Annotated in this window: 17 protein-coding genes; 8 read left to right on the forward strand and 9 right to left on the reverse strand. The window is 49.9% G+C overall.

Features of this window, described 5'->3' with window-relative positions:
- Positions 1-2 precede the first annotated feature (2 nt).
- Positions 3-1,274, forward strand: a complete 1,272-nt coding sequence (locus Q399_RS0106560) for an ammonium transporter (protein ID WP_031566941.1) — start codon at positions 3-5, stop codon at positions 1,272-1,274.
- Between the two features lie 1,265 nt (positions 1,275-2,539).
- Positions 2,540-3,466, forward strand: a complete 927-nt coding sequence (locus tag Q399_RS0106570) for a Dyp-type peroxidase (RefSeq protein ID WP_031566944.1) — start codon at positions 2,540-2,542, stop codon at positions 3,464-3,466.
- A gap of 10 nt (positions 3,467-3,476) precedes the next feature.
- On the opposite strand, the gene argR is transcribed toward Q399_RS0106570, so the two are convergent.
- Positions 3,477-3,944: a transcriptional regulator ArgR gene (gene argR, locus Q399_RS0106575; RefSeq protein WP_031566946.1), complete on the reverse strand. Its 468-nt coding sequence runs from the start codon at positions 3,942-3,944 to the stop codon at positions 3,477-3,479.
- Positions 3,945-4,198: 254 nt separating this feature from the next.
- Here argR and mdh point away from each other — a divergent pair, with 254 nt between their 5' ends.
- Positions 4,199-5,137 carry a malate dehydrogenase gene (mdh, locus tag Q399_RS0106585; RefSeq protein ID WP_031566948.1) on the forward strand — a complete coding sequence of 313 codons (939 nt, stop codon included), beginning with the start codon at positions 4,199-4,201 and terminating at the stop codon, positions 5,135-5,137.
- A gap of 64 nt (positions 5,138-5,201) precedes the next feature.
- Here the strand turns inward: mdh and ispB are convergent, their stop codons facing one another.
- A complete protein-coding gene (ispB, locus tag Q399_RS0106590; RefSeq protein ID WP_031566950.1) occupies positions 5,202-6,173 on the reverse strand; it encodes an octaprenyl diphosphate synthase in 972 nt (323 codons plus the stop codon).
- 210 nt (positions 6,174-6,383) lie between these two features.
- On the opposite strand from ispB, the gene rplU reads away from it, so the two are divergent.
- From rplU to Q399_RS0106615, 5 genes are all read left to right on the forward strand, one after another.
- Positions 6,384-6,692: a 50S ribosomal protein L21 gene (gene rplU, locus Q399_RS0106595; protein ID WP_031566951.1), complete on the forward strand. Its 309-nt coding sequence runs from the start codon at positions 6,384-6,386 to the stop codon at positions 6,690-6,692.
- A gap of 18 nt (positions 6,693-6,710) precedes the next feature.
- Positions 6,711-6,968, forward strand: coding sequence for a 50S ribosomal protein L27 (gene rpmA / locus Q399_RS0106600; protein ID WP_031566953.1), 258 nt, complete (start codon positions 6,711-6,713; stop codon positions 6,966-6,968).
- 157 nt (positions 6,969-7,125) lie between these two features.
- Positions 7,126-8,283 carry an Obg family GTPase CgtA gene (gene cgtA / locus Q399_RS0106605; RefSeq protein WP_031566955.1) on the forward strand — a complete coding sequence of 386 codons (1,158 nt, stop codon included), beginning with the start codon at positions 7,126-7,128 and terminating at the stop codon, positions 8,281-8,283.
- 8 nt (positions 8,284-8,291) lie between these two features.
- Entirely contained in the window at positions 8,292-8,783 is a 492-nt protein-coding gene (gene folA / locus Q399_RS0106610) for a type 3 dihydrofolate reductase (protein WP_031566957.1), read from the forward strand.
- A gap of 77 nt (positions 8,784-8,860) precedes the next feature.
- Complete coding sequence (locus Q399_RS0106615) at positions 8,861-9,238, forward strand: DUF3718 domain-containing protein (protein ID WP_031566959.1); 378 nt, start codon at positions 8,861-8,863, stop codon at positions 9,236-9,238.
- Positions 9,239-9,404: 166 nt separating this feature from the next.
- On the opposite strand, the gene Q399_RS0106620 is transcribed toward Q399_RS0106615, so the two are convergent.
- The 7 genes from Q399_RS0106620 to lptD form a co-directional block, all read right to left on the reverse strand.
- Complete coding sequence (locus Q399_RS0106620; protein ID WP_031566962.1) at positions 9,405-11,417, reverse strand: HAMP domain-containing methyl-accepting chemotaxis protein; 2,013 nt, start codon at positions 11,415-11,417, stop codon at positions 9,405-9,407.
- Between the two features lie 85 nt (positions 11,418-11,502).
- The gene (locus Q399_RS0106625) at positions 11,503-12,315 is read right to left on the reverse strand and encodes a symmetrical bis(5'-nucleosyl)-tetraphosphatase (protein WP_031566964.1); all 813 of its coding nucleotides are present in this window, start codon (positions 12,313-12,315) and stop codon (positions 11,503-11,505) included.
- Positions 12,315-12,686, reverse strand: coding sequence for a Co2+/Mg2+ efflux protein ApaG (gene apaG / locus Q399_RS0106630; protein WP_031566966.1), 372 nt, complete (start codon positions 12,684-12,686; stop codon positions 12,315-12,317). Before apaG ends, Q399_RS0106625 begins: the two co-directional genes overlap by 1 nt.
- Positions 12,683-13,528, reverse strand: a complete 846-nt coding sequence (gene rsmA, locus Q399_RS0106635; RefSeq protein ID WP_051685822.1) for a 16S rRNA (adenine(1518)-N(6)/adenine(1519)-N(6))-dimethyltransferase RsmA — start codon at positions 13,526-13,528, stop codon at positions 12,683-12,685. Before rsmA ends, apaG begins: the two co-directional genes overlap by 4 nt.
- Positions 13,521-14,516 (reverse strand): 4-hydroxythreonine-4-phosphate dehydrogenase PdxA, encoded by a 996-nt coding sequence (pdxA, locus tag Q399_RS0106640; protein WP_031566971.1) that lies wholly within the window; start codon positions 14,514-14,516, stop codon positions 13,521-13,523. The genes rsmA and pdxA overlap by 8 nt, the downstream gene beginning before the upstream one ends.
- Positions 14,516-15,805, reverse strand: coding sequence for a peptidylprolyl isomerase SurA (gene surA / locus Q399_RS0106645; protein ID WP_031566973.1), 1,290 nt, complete (start codon positions 15,803-15,805; stop codon positions 14,516-14,518). The genes pdxA and surA overlap by 1 nt, the downstream gene beginning before the upstream one ends.
- An 11-nt stretch (positions 15,806-15,816) precedes the next feature.
- Positions 15,817-18,096, reverse strand: a complete 2,280-nt coding sequence (lptD, locus tag Q399_RS0106650) for an LPS assembly protein LptD (RefSeq protein WP_031566976.1) — start codon at positions 18,094-18,096, stop codon at positions 15,817-15,819.
- Positions 18,097-18,227 lie beyond the last annotated feature (131 nt).

Consider the following 18,227-nt stretch of genomic DNA (forward strand, 5'->3'; position numbering starts at 1 on the left):
TCATGCAAGAACAGATTTATCATTTACAGTTTGCCATGGACACCTTTTATTTTCTGGTGTGTGGCGCCTTAGTGATGTGGATGGCGGCAGGTTTCGCCATGCTGGAAGCTGGTTTAGTCCGGGCAAAAAATACCACGGAAATCCTGACCAAGAACTTTGCCTTGTATGCTATCGCATGTTTGATGTTCATGATTTGTGGATATCAGTTCATGTACGGTGGTGGTTACTTCCTGTCCGGTATTGAAGCTTTGAATGTGGATGAAACGCTGGCTGGGATGGCAAGTCGTGAAAATGGCTTCACTGGTAAAGCGGCTTACTCAAAAGCGGCCGATTTCTTCTTCCAGGTGGTGTTTGTTGCCACGGCGATGTCGATTGTCTCTGGTGCTGTCGCTGAGCGGATGAAACTGTGGGCATTCTTCGCCTTTGCAGTAGTCATGTGTGGCTTCCTTTATCCAATGGAGGGGTCATGGACCTGGGGCGGTCAACCGGTATTTGGCCTTTACAGCCTTGCAGATTTTGGTTTCTCTGATTTTGCTGGCTCTGGCATCGTTCACCTGGCAGGCGCAGCTGCGGCGTTAGCCGGTGTGATTTTGTTGGGTGCCCGCAAAGGTAAATTCACTAAGGATGGCAAAGCACACGCTTTCCCTGGTTCAAACATGCCTCTGGCGACACTGGGTACTTTAATCCTGTGGATGGGCTGGTTCGGTTTTAACGGTGGCTCCATGTTGAAGTTGGGTGACATCGGTAATGCACATGGTGTGGCGATGGTGTTCGTGAACACTAACGCTGCTGCAGTCGGCGGTGCCTTGTCAGCTCTGATTGTGTCGATGGTGCTGTTCCGTAAAGCTGACTTAACCATGGTACTGAACGGCGCTTTGGCTGGTCTGGTAGCTATTACGGCTGAACCTTCCACGCCGACACCATTACAAGCAACAATTTTTGGTGCAGTAGCTGGTGTTCTGGTCGTCGCAGCAATCATCGGTTTCGACAAAATCAAGATTGATGACCCGGTTGGAGCGATTTCAGTGCACGGCGTGGTTGGTTTCTTTGGCCTGATGATTGTGCCACTGACCAAAGACAGTGCGTCATTCCTGGGGCAATTTATCGGTGCGGCAACGATTTTCGTCTGGATCTTTGTTTGCAGTCTGATTGTCTGGGGCGTGCTTAAAGCCACTATGGGTATTCGCGTCAGCGAGCAGGAAGAATATGAGGGTGTGGACCGTTCTGAGTGTGGGATTGAAGCCTATCCGGAATTTGTGTCGACCCTAAAGTAAGCAGCCTGAGGAGAGCCGGTGGGGCTTCTCAGGAGCGAGTGTCCCGCCCGGCAGTGCCTGTTGTGACTGCCGAAGCGGGAAACTGAACCCTTACCACCAAATCGTCTATCCTTGTCCTTTGTCTTCTAAGACGACCCCACCGGTACTTGCCTGTGGGGTTTTTTATTATGTGCGGACAAAAACCAATCTATCAGCAACCTTTTCGTCTGAAAAGTAGGCAGAGTGACGATTTAGAATATTTCATCTGTCAGTGCTCACCTGTGATTGTTGCAATGTCACGATTTGTTGGTGTTGGTCAATAGTCAGTGTGTTCCAGACCCGGACTAGTCTTGGGGCCCGTAAAGCAGCAGCCCATGCCTGCAGTGGGATCAAGAGCGGAGAAGATGTTTGCGTGGCCCATAAACAGGAAAGCCGCATCCTTTTGGGATGCGGCTACCGTAATGCTTTGTCAAATTCCATTTTAAACCCGAAGGTTTGTCTTCCCTGCCTCCCTGAGGAGATTCACGCGCTGTGAAGGTTTTAACATCCGTGCTCATAAAACGCTGCCAGTGCAGTGTCGTACTTCAAGCCAATCCAGGCTTTCCTTCCCTCGCTGGTATCATCCTGATACCGCTGCTACATCCTGTAGCGTCCTCTGTCCCTGTGGGTATCATCCTGACACCGCTGCTACATCCTGTAGCGTCCCCTGTCCCTGTGGGTATCATCCTGATACCGCTGCTACATCCTGTAGTGTCCTCTGTCCCTGTGGGTATCATCCTGACACCGCTGCTACATCCCGTAGCGTCCTGATTTGGTGTGATTAACTCCCTGAATAACACCTGCTCGTCCTGAGCGACTGCTCCTTTGGCTGACATCCTGTCAACACGGCCGTTCCCGGCATCCTCATCCCTCGAGATTTCTTCCTGAAATCTCAGCTCATCCTGAGCCTGTCCATGACAATCCGACTGATACACCATCCATGATGTTTTACTGCGAGTCGCAGTAGTGTCTTCACTGACTGTGTGAACATTATGCCTACGAATTGTCTGCTGATGAGCGATGTAAGCCATAAATGCGGGGGGGAAGTACTCTAGTTTGTTTATCTTGTTTCAGTAAAGCACTTATAAAACAATAGGATAGTAGACATTGCAAAGTTCTTCTCTGCTCGAAATAACGAAATGACTTACTTAAATGTGAGATATATCGCACACGAGCGTCGTAGATTTGGCGCCGCCGGCTTTTTTCGTTAGCATGTCTGCACTTTTTACAGCACTGATTGCAGTATTATGGCGAGAGAACAAGTAGGGGTGTGTGCAGAACCGAATCTGCACGGTTTGTTATTACTGATGAATGCACTGGATGGCCACGAAAGTGCGGTTCGTCATGTGCTTGGTAGCATCCCCGGATTGATCCATAAACTGGCTGAACAATTTTCGGAAGCGAATCTGAATGCGATCGTGGCCATCGGGTCCGGCTATTGGCATTCATTGTACCCGCACGCACGTCCGGCAGATTTTCAGCCATTTTCTCCACTTTCTGTTGATGACCTGGCCATGCCAGCCATCCCTTATGATGTGCTGCTGAAGATCCGCGCCGATCGCTATGACGTGTTGCACCTGGCGATTCAGCAATGTTATCAGTTGTTGATGCCGCATTTGGAATTGGTTGAGCAGACCCATTGTTTCCGCTTTATGGACGGCCGTGATCTTACTGGTTTTATCGACCAGCCTCTGCCTCCGCGCGGACGGAAAAAACGGGAACTTGCCTTAATCAATGAAAATCAACAACCAGAGTTTGCGCAGGGCAGTTACCTGTTTTATCAGCGCTACCGCCTTGATTTAAACCGCTGGCAACAATTAACCCAAGCTCAGCAGGAAGCGATTATCGGGCAGAGGAAGCTGGACGGTCAGCAGTTACCGACCGCGCAGCTGCATGAACACAGTCATGCAGTAAAGGCCGCTGTAATGGATGCATTCGGCCAGTATTACCCTTTAGTGTTTCAGAACATGCCGTATGGCCAGTTAAAATCACAGGGCTTAGTGATTCTCGCATGTTCAGCAGATCCTTCAGCCTACCTGGCGTGGCTTAGTCGCCGGCTTGGTGATGCTGCGGGTCAGAATTATGATTTGTTGCTGGATTATGTACAGGCAGACAGTGGTGCAGCTTTTTTTGCACCATCTGTCAGTTTCTTGGAGGATTGTGCGACGTTGTAGCGCGAATAACCTAAACTTTTTCGAATAATTCAGTGACTTTTTTCAGGGTGAAATTAATATTTTTCACGCTCGTTGGCGCAATAAAAATGGTGTCATCTCCGGCAATAGTACCAAGCACACCCTCTGCTTTACCCACAGAATCTAACAATCTTGCTATAAGCTGTGCCGCACCGGGACTGGTGCGGATAATAATCATCACATCATTATGTTCAATATCGAGGACCAATTGACGCAACGGGCTTTTTGTCGTCGGCACCCCTAATTCTGGTGGCAGACAATAGACCATTTCCTGGCGGGCGTTGCGTGTCCGGACTGCGCCAAACTTACTGAGCATGCGGGAGACTTTCGACTGACTGACGTTGTCAAAACCTTCAGACTTCAGAGCATCCACGATATCACTCTGGGAACCGAATCGTTCTTCTTTCAGCAGCGCCTTGAATGCCTGGATCAACGCTTCCTGTTTGGTTTGTTTGGTCATATGCACCGGATAATCGTGTAGTTTAAATCGAAAAAGTCGTATATGAGAGCATACCATAACAAAACAGGCTGCCGGATCCAGAGAATTATTTTTGCTGCCTGCTGATTTCGCAGGTGATTTCTTTCTGGCTGGGGGAAATAGTAAAACTGATTAAATAATGTGCTGCTACTTTGGTATAAGTCATTTGTAATTTGCGCTGTATTTCAGTATTGTTGGCGCGTTTTTTTCGGTGAACCGTTAATTGGGAGAGAAGCATGAAAGTTGCCGTTTTAGGTGCTGCTGGTGGTATTGGTCAGGCCTTATCATTATTACTGAAGTTAAATCTGCCAGCTGGTACTGATTTAGCTTTGTACGACCTGGCTCCGGTTACGCCAGGTGTCGCTGTAGACTTAAGCCATATCCCAACCGCGGTAAAAGTGACGGGCTATGGTAAAGATGATTTACACACCGCATTAGCTGGTGCTGATGTCGTGATGATCCCGGCAGGCATGCCACGTAAACCAGGCATGGACCGCTCAGACCTGTTTAATATCAATGCCGGTGTCGTGAAAACATTGGCTGAAGCTATTGTGCAGCAGTGTCCAAAGGCTCTGGTTGGTATTATTACTAACCCGGTAAATACAACTGTTGCAATCGCAGCTGAAGTTTTCAAAAAAGCCGGTATCTACGATGCAAAACGCTTGTTCGGTGTTACAACACTGGATGTTATCCGTGCTGAGACATTCATCGCTGAATTAAAAGGCAAAAACCCGGCTGAACTGATTGTTCCGGTGATTGGCGGCCACAGCGGTACCACTATTCTGCCTTTATTGTCACAAGTTAAAGACGTGACATTCACAGATGAAGAAGTTGCTTCACTGACTTACCGCATCCAAAATGCCGGTACTGAAGTAGTTGAAGCTAAAGCCGGTGGCGGATCAGCAACATTGTCTATGGGTCAGGCAGCAGCACGTTTCTGCGTATCTTTAATTAAAGGTCTGCAAGGCGAATCAGTGACCGAGTATGCCTACGTTGAAGGTAACGGTGAACATGCCCGTTTCTTCGCTCAGCCAATAGTGCTGGGTAAAAATGGCGTTGAAGCCCTGTTAGATATCGGCACTTTAAGTGCTTACGAGCAGAAAGCAATGAACGATATGCTGCCAACTTTAAAAGCAGATATCGTGCTGGGCGAAGAGTTCGTCAACAAAGCGTAATTACCGCATTGAATAAAAAGCCAGCGAAAGCTGGCTTTTTAGTTTTTAAAAGCGGTTTGCATCATTAATGCGAGCGTTCGACGGCGATATCTGCCAACGTTAACAATGCGTCTTTGTACGGGCCGTCGGCCAAAAAGGCGATAGACTGTTTGGCAAGCTCTGCTTCCTGCTCTGCCAGCCTTCTGGTGTAACCAAAGGCGTCTGTGTCATGCATAGCAGTCATAATAGCGTCAAAGTGCTGAAGACCATTACTTTCCAGTATTGCCTCGCGGATCAGTGCTTGCTGGGCTTCTGTACCGTGTTTTAAGGCATGGATAAGTGGGAGTGTGGGTTTGCCTTCGGCCAAATCGTCGCCGATATTTTTACCCAGGTCTGCGACATCAGCCTGATAGTCGAGCACATCATCAATCAGTTGAAATGCTGTACCTAAGTGGAGGCCATACTGGCGCATAGCTTCCGTTGTGGCCGGGTCTTTGTCAGAGAGCACAGCAGCAAGTTCTGTGGCAGCTTCAAACAAACGGGCAGTTTTGCAGTAGATGACCTGCATATAACTTTGTTCGGTTGTATCCGGGTCATTCACATTCATCAGCTGCAGGACTTCGCCTTCAGCAATGACGTTGGTGGCATCAGCCAGAATTTGCATGACCCGCATGCGTTCCAACGACACCATCAACTGGAAGGCTCTGGTATATAAAAAATCACCAACCAGCACGCTGGCCTGGTTGCCAAAAACCGCATTTGCAGTCTCTTTCCCGCGTCGTAGCATAGACTCGTCGACAACGTCATCATGCAACAATGTTGCGGTGTGAATAAATTCAATGATGGTTGCCAGTGTCACATGCTGGCTTCCCTGATAACCCAGTGCTCTGGCAGCAAGAACAGCCAGGAGGGGGCGCAAACGCTTGCCACCACTGTTGACAATGTAGATGCCCAACTGATTGATCAGAGCAACGTCAGAATTCAGCTGAGAAAAAATATGTTCATTCACAGCGGCCATATCTTGTTGGCTTAACAAGCGGATTTCATCGAGCGTCATGCGGGTTCAGTTAATTCAGCAAACCGGAGTGGCTGGATTCTACAACAACAAAGAAAGTGGCAAAACTAAAAACTCGATCCTTTTGTTGCCTGATGATCTTTTTAATATTTGTGCTTGCGGGGGTAGGGGAAATTGCGTACAATTCGCGCCCTGTGAATCTAATTAACACGCCCCCTCAGCGGCCGGCGTGATCTGTACGGAGTTCTAACTATGTACGCGGTTTTCCAAAGTGGTGGTAAACAGCACCGTGTGACTGAAGGTCAAACCCTTCGTCTAGAAAAACTGGACTTAGAGATGGGTGCAAAGGTTGAGTTTGCTGCCCTGATGATTGTAAACGGCGACGATGTCAAAATCGGTACTCCAGTCGTTGAAGGCAGTAAAGTTACTGCGGAAGTGGTCGCACATGACCGTGGCGATAAAGTAAAAATCGTCAAGTTCCGTCGTCGTAAGCACTACCGTAAACAAGCTGGCCATCGTCAGTGGTTTACTGAAGTGAAAATTACTGGCATCAGTGCTTAATTTCAGGAGTAACGACTCATGGCAAGTAAAAAAGGTGTAGGTAGTACACGTAACGGTCGTGATTCAGAAGCGAAACGCTTAGGTGTTAAGCGTTTTGGCGGTGAATCAGTTCTGGCTGGTAACATCATCGTGCGTCAACGTGGTACTAAGTTCCATGCTGGCACCAACGTGGGTATCGGTAAAGATCATACGCTGTTTGCTTTAACTGACGGTAAAGTGCAGTTTGAAGTGAAAGGCGAGCACAGCCGTAAATTCGTTAGCATCGTTAGCGAATAATTGCTGGATTCTTCGAAGAAACCCCGCGCAAAGCGGGGTTTTTTTTTGCTTATCAATGAAATGAAACAGCATACTCTTGAAACATCGACCTTTGTTTTCGCAGTCCGGCGAGCATCGGTTTATAATGTTCGCAATGATTAAAGCAGGATAGGTCGAAATGAAATTTGTTGATGAAGCGTTGATCAGGGTCGAAGCCGGCGACGGCGGGAACGGAATCATCAGTTTCCGTCGCGAAAAGTTTGTGGCAAAAGGTGGCCCAAATGGCGGCGACGGTGGAGACGGTGGTGACGTTTATCTGATAGCGGATAGTAATCTGAATACGCTCGTTGATTATCAGTTTGAAAAACTCCATATCGCACAACGTGGCCAGAATGGCATGAGCACCAACTGCACCGGTAAACGTGGTGACGACTTAGTTTTACGTGTGCCGGTAGGGACTCGAGCTATTGATGTCGATACCAATGAAGTATTAGGCGATTTAACTAAGAATGGCCTGAAACTCATGGTCGCCAAAGGCGGCTGGCACGGGTTGGGTAATGCCCGTTTCTCCAGCAGTACCAACCGGACTCCGCGGAAAAAAACCAATGGTACACCCGGTGAAGTACGCAACTTGCGGCTTGAACTTTTATTACTTGCTGACGTGGGGATGTTAGGCCTGCCAAATGCGGGGAAATCAACTTTTATCCGTGCTGTATCTTCTGCTAAACCCAAAGTCGCAGATTACCCATTTACTACTTTAGTGCCAAATCTTGGAGTTGTTCGAACCGAAAGCAGCAAGTCCTTTGTGATCGCCGATATCCCTGGTTTGATTGAAGGTGCAGCGGAAGGTGCTGGCCTTGGTATTCAGTTTCTGAAGCATCTGGAACGCTGCGGGTTGTTATTGCATATGATTGACGTGCTTCCTGCTGACGGTTCAGACCCCGCAGAGAATGCACAGGTCATTATTCACGAGTTAGGTAAGTACAGCGACAAACTGGCAAATAAACCGCGTTGGTTGGTATTTAACAAGATTGACCTTGTGCTTGACGACGAACTAGACGTCATTAAGCAAAATGTGATTGATGCGATTGGCTGGGAAGGGCCGGTATATCAGGTCTCCGCAGCCTCCAGAACGCATACCGACGCGCTCTGTCGCGATATTCAGGCATATCTGGACCAATTGCCGAAGGAAGCGCCAAAGGAGCAGTTATTGGACCCTGTGCAATTCAAGTGGGACGATTACCATGCGGATGCAATGAATCTCGCAGACGACCTGGATGATGACGACGACTTCGACGATGACGACTATGAAGTTGAAGTGATTTACCGGCGCTGAGGTAGTTGATGATCCTGAGTCTGATAGCAGCAATGGCAGAAGACCGTGTGATTGGCCTGAATAATCAGATGCCGTGGCACATGCCTGCAGATCTGGCGCATTTCAAGCAAATCACACTGGGTAAACCTGTAGTGATGGGACGCAAGACTTTCGATTCTATCGGCAAGCTATTGCCTGGACGGCGTAACATCGTGATCAGCCGTCAGCCAAAACCGCAGGGTTTTACTGCGGATTGGCTGCAGAGCATTGATGCAGCGCTACAGTTATTGCAGGCGGAGCCCGAAGTGATGATTATCGGCGGCGCCGAATTGTACCGGCAGTTATTACCAAAAGCTGATCGGCTCTACCTAACCGAATTTGCGCTCAAAGTTGAGGGCGATGCCTGGTTTCCAGATTACCGACAGGCAGGTGCCTGGCGTGTTAGTTCGCTGCAGGAACATCAGGCTGATGCCAAGAATCCGGTGAATTACCGTTTCTTGCAACTGGAACGGGAACGCTGAAATTTCCAGCGTTGCGTATCATCTAACATGTTGCTACTATTAATTTTGTTTTGCTAATTCAGCCTCAGGGGTTGCCTATGAAATTAATAAACGCCACGTTGTGCCTGTCGTTGGTCGCCGGATTATTGGTTGTTGCACCTGTCGCTCAGGCCCAGGAGCAGCTGGCAGCTTCAATGTGCGATTATGTCAAAGCAGATGATAAAAACCGTTTTCGTAAATTATTGTCTGACAACCGTTTGCGGTTGAGAAATATTTATGACGGTGTGGTGTGTGACGGTCTGTCGTTAATCCGGTTTGCCGTGAAGAGCAACGCTGCCGGTGCCGGTGAGTTCATCATCAAGCAGCTGCCTGCTGCACAAATTACCGCATCAGGTGATATTGCATGGGCCGAGTCCAATCATGCAGGTTCTGGCTTGATTGCCGTGCTGAAGGCTCGAGCCGGTGGCGGTGAATAACAGCCCAGATGCCAAAAAGCCGTGCAATGCACGGCTTTTTTGTCTCTGACGTTTATACCGCAGCTGCACTGTCAGAGCGCGCTTATTGCGCCGTAAGACGACTGGCAGAATTCAACTCAATAAAAAAGGAGCCTTAAGGCTCCTTTTGTCGTTGTGCTTGTTAATTTTACACTTTGAATTGATCAACCGACAGACGCAGCTCTTCGGCAAGGCGGGCGACTTCATGGCTTGAGTCTGAAGTTTGTTCCGCGCCTGAAGCTGTTTCTTCAGCAATATTCACGATGGATTCCAGCAGTTTACTGATTTCATGTGAGACTTGATTCTGCTCTTTCGCGGCATGAGAGATTTGCTCACTCATATCGTGTGCCATGTGTACAGCGTGAGTGATGGAATCTAAAGCCTGATCCGCCACTTCAGTTTGCGCCACACAGTTTTCAGCCTGACGCTTGCCTTTGTTCATTGCTTCTACCGCGGCATGTGCGCCGCTTTGCAACACTTGAATCATGGCCTGAATTTCTTGCGTAGAGCTTTGGGTTTTACTGGCCAGAGAGCGGACTTCATCAGCAACGACGGCAAAACCGCGGCCTTGCTCACCGGCCCGTGCCGCTTCTATTGCCGCGTTCAATGCCAGCAAGTTGGTTTGCTCTGCAATGCCACGGATCACGTCCAGAATGCTGCCGATAGACGCGCTGTCCTGATGTAATTTGTTGATAACTTTAGAAGCTTGCTCAACTTCTTGCGACAGCTGCAGAATCGTTTGCTTGTTGTTAGACGAAATGCCTTTCACGCGCTCAGCTTCGGCGTCAGCATGTTTGATTTCGGCCAATGCATCGTTCGAGCTTTGCAGCACACCTTGTGAGGTGCTGCTCATTTCAGTCGTGGCTGTGGCAGCTTGAGTTACCTGAGATTTCTGCTCACGGATCGCCGCAGTGGACTGCACTGTGATTGCTGAAGTCTGTTCAGATGCCGCAGCTAATTGCGTAGAGCGTGAAATGATGCCCTGGATAAGCTGGCGCAGGTTACCAATAACCTGATTACAGTTGCGTGCAAGTTCACCGAATTCGTCCTGAGCTGAGTCGTCGAGCTGTTTCGTCAGGTCACCGGAGGCAACTATACCCAGAATTTCATTCACTTTACCAAGTGGTGTGGTGATGCTGCTGCGTGTCCACAATGCAATCCCCGCAGCTGCTGCGAAAGAGAATGCCATTACTGCAAAAATTAATACGATAGCGCTGGTCACGCTGGATTCAGATTCTTTCTGGATTTCGCCGGCTGCTTCACGCGCTTTAGTCAGTAATTTGCTCAGTGCAGCACTGGCATCAATGGTTTGTTGTTCGGCAGTTGCTAACAACTTCGCTGCAGAAGCTTCTGCGGCCAGTTTATTAGCTTTTAATGTCAGGATACCATCGTCGCTGGTCAGTAAGTCATTGATCGCCGTAATTTTCTCATCAAGATCGGTCACCATGTCGACTGCGCTGCCGGCCTCACCTTTAATGATGGCCATTTTTGCGACAATGTCGTTCATCCGATTTCTGATCTCATTGCTGAGCGTTTCCGAGGTGTTCGCCGCGTTGGTACGGGTTAAATCAACTACAGTGCTCACCATTGAATTCAGACTGGTTTCCAGCACCGATGCTGCCTCGGCAGCTTTAGGGAAGCGACGGCTGACGTCACGGACGTCACTGAAATCGAGGATCAGCGATGCGGAGTCATCTGCGTTGCTTTCAAGATCGCCTAATTTGCTGTTGATGGCATCGCGTAATGACAAAGACTTTTTCAGTTCAGCGAACAACTTATTGCTGGTAGGCACAAATTCTTCATATTGAGTGCTGACCTCTTTGAAGCTTGCTGCTAATACTGGCTCGTTGCCGACAACAGACTGTAGGCTTTTTGCTGCGGCGTCATAAGCAGATTTTTCGGCGGCAAATGCCGTTTCAAACGCAGTTATTTTTTTCACTTCATCGGTGTAAAACGCCTGCAGCGTGATTTTACTCATGATGACGAATTCGCTTTTCAGTGTCGCACTGTTCTCAAGCGCAGGGATGGAGATGGTATTAACCTGGCTGGTGGAATCACTGATATTGTTCAGGCTGGAGTAGGAGGTAAGGCCGATGATCAGCAACAGCACTGATATCACACCAAAGCCGCCGATGATGCGCAATGCAACGGTTAACTTCATATGGAACTCCCAACGGGTTGGTCAACAATCGCCTTCAACAGCATCCGTACAATTGCAAGGGACCGGGATGGAACAAACCCAAGTATTATAGTCTTTTTTCGTAGCCGGCAACACTAAAACGCTGTTGCGATTCAATACAATAGCATGTCAGAGCTTGCCCCCAGACACATCCGGTGTCCAGTGCGTGTATAGCGGAAACAGGTGAGTAACCCTGTAACGCCGCCCAATGACCAAAAAAGATCGTCGGGTGTTCTCTATCAGACCAGAAATGAAACCAAGGGGTCAACAGCGGATTGTCGGATAATTCGCCTTTCTGTTTTAATTCTAGGCGTCCGTCGGCAAAACAATAGCGCATACGGGTGCAACTGTTGATAGTGAAACGGAGTTTATCCTGCTCATTCCGGGCTTCTGACCATAATTCTGGCTGGTTGCCATACATGATGGCGTAAAGAGAAGGTGCATCGAGCCGCAGGCAATCTTCGACGGCTTTGCAGGCCTCGATAGCAGTCGTGATGTCCCACTCCGGCGCCAAACCGGCATGCACCAGCAATAAGTTTTCTTCTGCATCAAAATGCAGCAACGGTTGCTGTTGCAGCCAAAAGGCTAATTCAGCCAGATCCGGCGCCTGTAACAGCTCGTCTAACTGGTCAGCTGCAGTGATCCGGCCATAACCATGCAGACTGGCGAGGAAATTCAGATCGTGATTGCCCAGCACCGTGATAGCCGCAGGGCCCAGATCCCTGACAAAACGCAGGGTTTGCAGAGATTTCGGGCCGCGGGCAATCAAATCGCCACAAAACCAGAGTTGGTCTTGTTGTGGGTCGAATTGGATGAGTGTCAGCAGTTGCTGTAACTGGTCAAAACAGCCCTGCACATCGCCGATGACATACCGGGCCATCAGTTCAGCACATTAGGGACAGCCAGACGGAACAGTGGGATTGGCGCTTCAAATAAATCCCCGTCTTTAGTTTGCATCTCATAATGCCCTTGCATGGTACCGACCGGAGTCTCCAGTACAGCGCCACTGGTGTAGGTGTAACTGCTGCCGGGTTCCAGCTCTGGTTGTTCGCCAACCACACCATCGCCGCGAACTTCAGTATGTTTGCCGTTGGCATCGGTGATAGACCAATAACGCCGCAGCAATTTGACGGGGCCTGCTGAATCATTGCGGATGGTAATGGTGTATGCAAAAACAAAGCGCTCGGCAGCTGCGTCTGATTGCGCCGGGATATAAAAGGTTTCTACCTGAACCGGAACCTGATAAGTCACTGTTCGTCTCCGTCGGCTGTAAGAGCTACACCCAAAGCATCTGGTCGCTGGGCCAGCCACTGTGCAACCCGGATAAACTCACTGACCGGCAGTTGTTCCGGCCGCAGGCCCGGGTCGATGCCGAGGGCCTCAATGTCACTGGCAGTCGCGAAGTTACTGAAGCAATTGCGCAGGGTTTTACGACGCTGATTAAATGCTTCCAGACAAACCCGATTGAGCACAGCCACCGGCACGTCGGCACGTTCTGCCACAGGTTTTGGAATAAGCCGGACTACAGCTGAGTCAACTTTTGGCGCAGGTTTAAACGCGCCCGGGCCCACTTCCACTACCGGAATGGCCTGACAAAAAAACTGTGTCATCACGCTCAAGCGGCCAAAAGTTTTGCTGCCGTGACCGGCGGTCATTCGCTCAACGACTTCTTTTTGCAGCATAAAATGCATGTTCTCGATGCAATCGGCAAACTCGAACAAATGAAACAACAGGGGGGTCGAGATGTTGTAGGGCAGGTTACCAAAGACTTTTAATTTGCCATCTGCCGGCATCAGCTGACTGAAATCAAATTTCATCGCGTCGGTCTGATAAATCGTCAGTTTGTCGGCTAAGGTCGGGTGCTCACGCAGGCGCTGCGCTAAATCGCGGTCCAGTTCGACTACAGTCAGATGACCACAGCGTTCGGCCACAGGCTCGGTTAACGCACCAAGGCCAGGACCAATTTCGACCAGATGCTCGCCCGGTTTAGGCGCGATAGCTTTGACAATCCTTTCGATCACGGCTGGGTCGTGCAGGAAGTTCTGGCCAAATCGTTTCCGGGCCTGGTGCCCCATATGTACATTATCAGTCATGTTTTGCTTTTGATTGAGTCGCTAAAAAAATGGCTTGATCCAGCGCATGCTGGAAGCTGCCAGGATCTGCCAGGCCTTTGCCGGCAAGGTCTAATGCGGTGCCGTGGTCGACCGATGTCCTTATCAGTGGTAAGCCCAGGCTGATGTTGACAGAACGGCCAAAACCTTTGTGTTTCAGTACCGGCAGCCCCTGATCATGGTACATCGCCAACACGGCATCTGCGTTGTCGAGATATTTACTCTGGAATAAGGTGTCAGCAGGCAATGGGCCTATCAGGTCCATGCCTTCTGCGCGCAGTTCATCCAGCGCAGGCCTGATCACATCGATTTCTTCACGCCCGAGATGACCGTCTTCGCCGGCATGTGGGTTCAGGCCACAGACATAAATTCGTGGTTGTGGAATAGCGAATTTTTGCTGTAAATCCTGATGCAGGATCCGGGTGACTTGTAGCAGACGCTCACGGGTGATGGCTTTTGCGACATAGGCCAGCGGAATATGCGTGGTGACCAGTGCCACGCGCAGGCCGGCTGTGGCGAGCATCATCACGACATAAGGCGTATTCGACTGCAGGGCAAAAAATTCGGTGTGTCCGCTGAACGGAATGCCGGATTTATTGATGATGCCTTTATGCACCGGGCCTGTGACGATAGCGTCAAACTGTTTTTGCATCGACTGTTCGCCGGCAAAAGTCAGGGTATCCACCACATAACGGCCGTTATTTTCATTCAGTACACCAGGAATGACGGGTTCTGCCAGCTGAAACGGTGCCAGCGTCAGCGTGCCGGCTTTTTGTGGTTGGGGCGGTTGGTCCGGTTGGTAGGGCTGTAGTTGCAGCGGTAAACCGAGCAGCAGTGCACGTTCCAGCAATAATTCGGCGGAGGCGCACACCACCAATTCAGCCGGCCAGTCTTGCTGCGCGAGCTGAATAATCAGATCCGGACCTATGCCAGCCGGTTCACCGGGTGTAACGCCAATCCGCAACGTCATTATTTATCCGCCAGAACTTCGATAAAGGCTTCGTCGCGAATTTCACGCAGGAAGTTGCTGGATTCCTCGTTGAAACGACGGTTATAAATCATCCGGGTGACTTGCTCGCGTTTTTTCTCAGCGGTTGCATCGACAGTGCGGCGGTCCATCAACTGCACGATGTGCCAGCCGTGTTCCGTGCGGAACGGCTCGCTGAGCTGATTCTTCTGCAGCATTTTTAAAGTGTCACGGAACTCAGGCACAAAAATATTTGGATCGGCCCAGCCCAGTTCACCACCTTTTAAGCGTGAACCCGGGTCTTCAGAATGTTCTTTGGCAAAGGCGGCAAAATCGGCTTTACCGGCTTTAAAATCTGCGGCGAATTTGGCCAGCATGTTTTTGGCTTTTTCCTCACTGACGATAATCGAAGGTTTAATCAGCACGTGGCGTGAAGAAATTTCTTCAAATTCAACGACATTGGCGCCTTTAATGTCAAAAATGGTCAGGATGTGGAAACCGGCGCCTGAGCGCAGCGGGCCAATCAGGTCCTTTTTCTTTTTGCCGCGCACCTGATCAGCAAACAAAGTTGGCATTTCGTTGATGTTCATCCAGCCCATATCACCGCCTTCCAGAGCAGTTTCAGCAGATGATGAAGCGATGGCGATTTTTTTGAAATCGCTGCCGCCGCGCAGCAGTTCCATCACCTTGCTGGCTTTGCTTTCGGCTTCTTTAATCTGTTCTTCGCTCGGCTGGCCCGGCAGTGCAATCAGTATATGACCAATGTTGTATTGCTCATTGCTGGCACCTTGTTGTTCCATCATTTTGGTCAGCGTATCAATTTCTTGCGGGCTCACATAAATCCGGCGCTGGACATTGGCACGCAGCACTTCGCCTGTGGTGATCTCTTCGCGTAAACGTTCACGGAACTGCTCGTAGCTACCTTCTTCGCGGACAACCTGAGCACGGAATTGCTCAACGTTCATTTTTTGTTCGCGGGCAATGTTTTCAATGGTCTGGTCCAGCTGCGCATCAGTGATCTGCAGGCCCATGCGTTTGGCGACCTGTAATTGCAGGCTGTTCATGATCAGACGTTCCAGCGCCTGCACCTGCAGCGCGGAATCGGATGGCAGCGTCTGGCCTTGTTTAGCGGCGTTCTTTTTGACCCGCGCGATCATGTCGCGGACTTCGGACTCGAGGACAACATTGTTATTGACGATAGCGGCGACGGCATCGACTTTGGTTTCGGCTGCCTGGACATTGAACAGGACACAAGTCGTCAGAGTCGCGGCAATCAGCTGTGTTAACTTCATAATTTTCCAGTCTAATTATTTAATAAATAGGGGCGGCGGTAGCCAAAAACCCCAGTGGACAGCATGTCCGACACGTTAAAACCTGCACTGTCTCCGAACCCTTTTAACACAAACTGCAGCGCAATGCCGCTGTCGAGCCGGAACGGAGAGTTGATATTATTAATCGGTAAATCCAGATTGGTTTCAATCTGCCGGCGTGCAATGAGCCGGACAGCCCAACAGCAAGATTCATATTGCAGACCGACATTGGCTTCAATCATGCGCGAATTATGCAAATCGCGATAATAACTGCCGACCAGCTGCCACTGCGGATTCAGCGGCACAGTGCCCAGAGCACCTAACTGTTCAATCTCGTTGCCTGAGACATAGCGGCTGTATCTATGGTTCAACTGCAGCAGATTTTTATCATCGGCGCGGTAATCCAGCGACACGTTGCTTTTGATCATCCGTTTAGTCTTGGAATCATACTGTACGCCGCTGTTTAAAAACCAGCGTTGTTGGAAATGCAGTACTGACTCGGCGGCAAAAATAGATTCAGTCGCCGCAATGGTCTGGCTGTTGTCGAGCTGATTAGTCTCCGGATTGGCCAGAAACACAATCTGACCAACACTGAAACGGAAGCGCTCGGTGTCAAACTCGTCATAAATCCGTGTCGTGGCACCGAGAGTCAACTGATTGGCATCGTTAATGCGGTCGAGACCAGAGAAACGGTTTTGTCGGAACAGACCAAAATAGTCGTCTTGTAACCGCGCCGTGTCATATTGCCAAATCTGACTTTGGTCACGGTACGGGATGTACAGGTATTGAACTTGTGGCTCGAGCGTCTGCAACGAAGCCTGACCAAACCAGCTGGCGTCGCGTTCAAAATTCAGTTTGCCGTTGACCTGCACTTTTGGCAGATGACGGGCAGTATCTTCTTCGACCCGGCCAAGTTCAGTAGGTAAGTTGGTTAAATCGGTACGGAGTTTTTGCTGGTAATATGTCGACATCAACCCGGTTTCTAACTGCAGCTCATAAGCGGGCGTGATGTAGGGGAGTCGCAGCGTTGGCTCCAGATGCAGGCGGTCCGCTTGTTTGACTGGGGCGTTGTCATTAGCAAAATGCGAATATTGGCTATGCCAGCTGAATTCTACCCCCGCCGGTAATTTCAGCGGCCGCGCTGAGCTTAAATCCCATTGCGGCAGGGCGGCATAAGAATAGTTGTCGGCATAATTACCAAGAATTTCAAAACCTTGCAGCCGGATATTTGAATGCAGATCAGTGCCGAAATAACTCAGGCTGGCCTGACGGTTCAGCTGGGTGTCGCTTTGATTATTAAAGTCGGAGCCCAGTTCACTGAGATAAGCATCGTCACTGACATCGGTAAAATCGACCTGCGCCCGCCAGTTGTCGGCGAAATCAGAGCGATGTTCGATGTGACTCAGATAGCGGCTGCCAAAACCGGCCGGTTTGTCCTGGTCGTCCGGTAAAAATTCAAGCTGCAATTTGCCACTGTCCTGCGCAGTGAGATAGCGGAATTCAGTTTTCAGCTGGGTGCCACGCTCACTCATATAACGCGGTGTGATAGTAGCGTCATAGTTTTCGGCCAGATTCAGATAATAAGGCAGCTGGAAATCAACACCGAGTTTTTGCGAGCTGCCAAACTTTGGAATCAGCAAACCGGATTTGCGCTGGTTGCTAACCGGAAAAGTCATATAGGGCAGATACAACACAGGTACGCCTTTGATTTTAACCACTGAATTCCAGGCTTCGCCCCAGCCGTCGTCGGCATTGAGCTGAATGTCTTCTGCTTCCAGTGCCCAGCCGTTATCGCCATCCGGGCATGTGGTGAAACTGGCTTCTTTTAAGGTGACTTGCTCGCTGGAGGCCTGCATTTCTTTAGCATACCCGCGGCCAGCCTGACTGATAAAGCGGTAGTCTGCATCCGTCATCGTGGCGTTGTTATCGTCAATACGGGCGCTGAATGAACTGCTGCTGACTTTTAATTGCGGGCTGTAATAACTGATGCCGCCGTCAGCAAACATTTTTTGTTCGGTTTTGGAGAAGGTCGCACTGGGAGCGCTGAGTAAGGTGTCACGATGCGTCAGCTCGACGCCATCGCTGAAAATCGCGCTCTGATTATCGTTCAGGCTGACTTTACCGGAGAAAATCCGCAGGTTGTTATCATTTTTGTCGAGCTGAGCCAGCCGCTCCGGCAGCGTCAGACTGGGATAACATTGCCTGACCGGCTCAGCCGCAAGCGCCAGACCCGGGAGTCCGAACATCAGCAGGTACAAGGCGTGGTATTTCATCCGGTTTTCCAAAAAAGTTGCTCTGTTCCGTCAGGTCGCAGCCGACCAGAATGCAAAAAGAGGGCCTGTATGATAAATCAATTTTCGCCGCTCGGCTAATCCGTTATAGTGCGGCTTTTGCTCGCTTTGGA

Origin of the sequence: Rheinheimera texasensis DSM 17496 (assembly GCF_000711985.1) — a bacterium.
Taxonomy (GTDB): Bacteria; Pseudomonadota; Gammaproteobacteria; order Enterobacterales; family Alteromonadaceae; genus Pararheinheimera; species Pararheinheimera texasensis.

What these genes read in the sequence shown, in the direction of transcription:
- Q399_RS0106560 (WP_031566941.1), top strand. Translation starts at nt 3, where the DNA reads ATGCAAGAACAGATTTATCATTTACAGTTTGCCATGGACACCTTTTAT.
- Q399_RS0106570 (WP_031566944.1), top strand. Translation starts at nt 2,540, where the DNA reads ATGGCGAGAGAACAAGTAGGGGTGTGTGCAGAACCGAATCTGCACGGT.
- argR (WP_031566946.1), bottom strand. Translation starts at nt 3,944, where the DNA reads ATGACCAAACAAACCAAACAGGAAGCGTTGATCCAGGCATTCAAGGCG.
- mdh (WP_031566948.1), top strand. Translation starts at nt 4,199, where the DNA reads ATGAAAGTTGCCGTTTTAGGTGCTGCTGGTGGTATTGGTCAGGCCTTA.
- ispB (WP_031566950.1), bottom strand. Translation starts at nt 6,173, where the DNA reads ATGACGCTCGATGAAATCCGCTTGTTAAGCCAACAAGATATGGCCGCT.
- rplU (WP_031566951.1), top strand. Translation starts at nt 6,384, where the DNA reads ATGTACGCGGTTTTCCAAAGTGGTGGTAAACAGCACCGTGTGACTGAA.
- rpmA (WP_031566953.1), top strand. Translation starts at nt 6,711, where the DNA reads ATGGCAAGTAAAAAAGGTGTAGGTAGTACACGTAACGGTCGTGATTCA.
- cgtA (WP_031566955.1), top strand. Translation starts at nt 7,126, where the DNA reads ATGAAATTTGTTGATGAAGCGTTGATCAGGGTCGAAGCCGGCGACGGC.
- folA (WP_031566957.1), top strand. Translation starts at nt 8,292, where the DNA reads ATGATCCTGAGTCTGATAGCAGCAATGGCAGAAGACCGTGTGATTGGC.
- Q399_RS0106615 (WP_031566959.1), top strand. Translation starts at nt 8,861, where the DNA reads ATGAAATTAATAAACGCCACGTTGTGCCTGTCGTTGGTCGCCGGATTA.
- Q399_RS0106620 (WP_031566962.1), bottom strand. Translation starts at nt 11,417, where the DNA reads ATGAAGTTAACCGTTGCATTGCGCATCATCGGCGGCTTTGGTGTGATA.
- Q399_RS0106625 (WP_031566964.1), bottom strand. Translation starts at nt 12,315, where the DNA reads ATGGCCCGGTATGTCATCGGCGATGTGCAGGGCTGTTTTGACCAGTTA.
- rsmA (WP_051685822.1), bottom strand. Translation starts at nt 13,528, where the DNA reads ATGACTGATAATGTACATATGGGGCACCAGGCCCGGAAACGATTTGGC.
- pdxA (WP_031566971.1), bottom strand. Translation starts at nt 14,516, where the DNA reads ATGACGTTGCGGATTGGCGTTACACCCGGTGAACCGGCTGGCATAGGT.
- surA (WP_031566973.1), bottom strand. Translation starts at nt 15,805, where the DNA reads ATGAAGTTAACACAGCTGATTGCCGCGACTCTGACGACTTGTGTCCTG.
- lptD (WP_031566976.1), bottom strand. Translation starts at nt 18,096, where the DNA reads ATGAAATACCACGCCTTGTACCTGCTGATGTTCGGACTCCCGGGTCTG.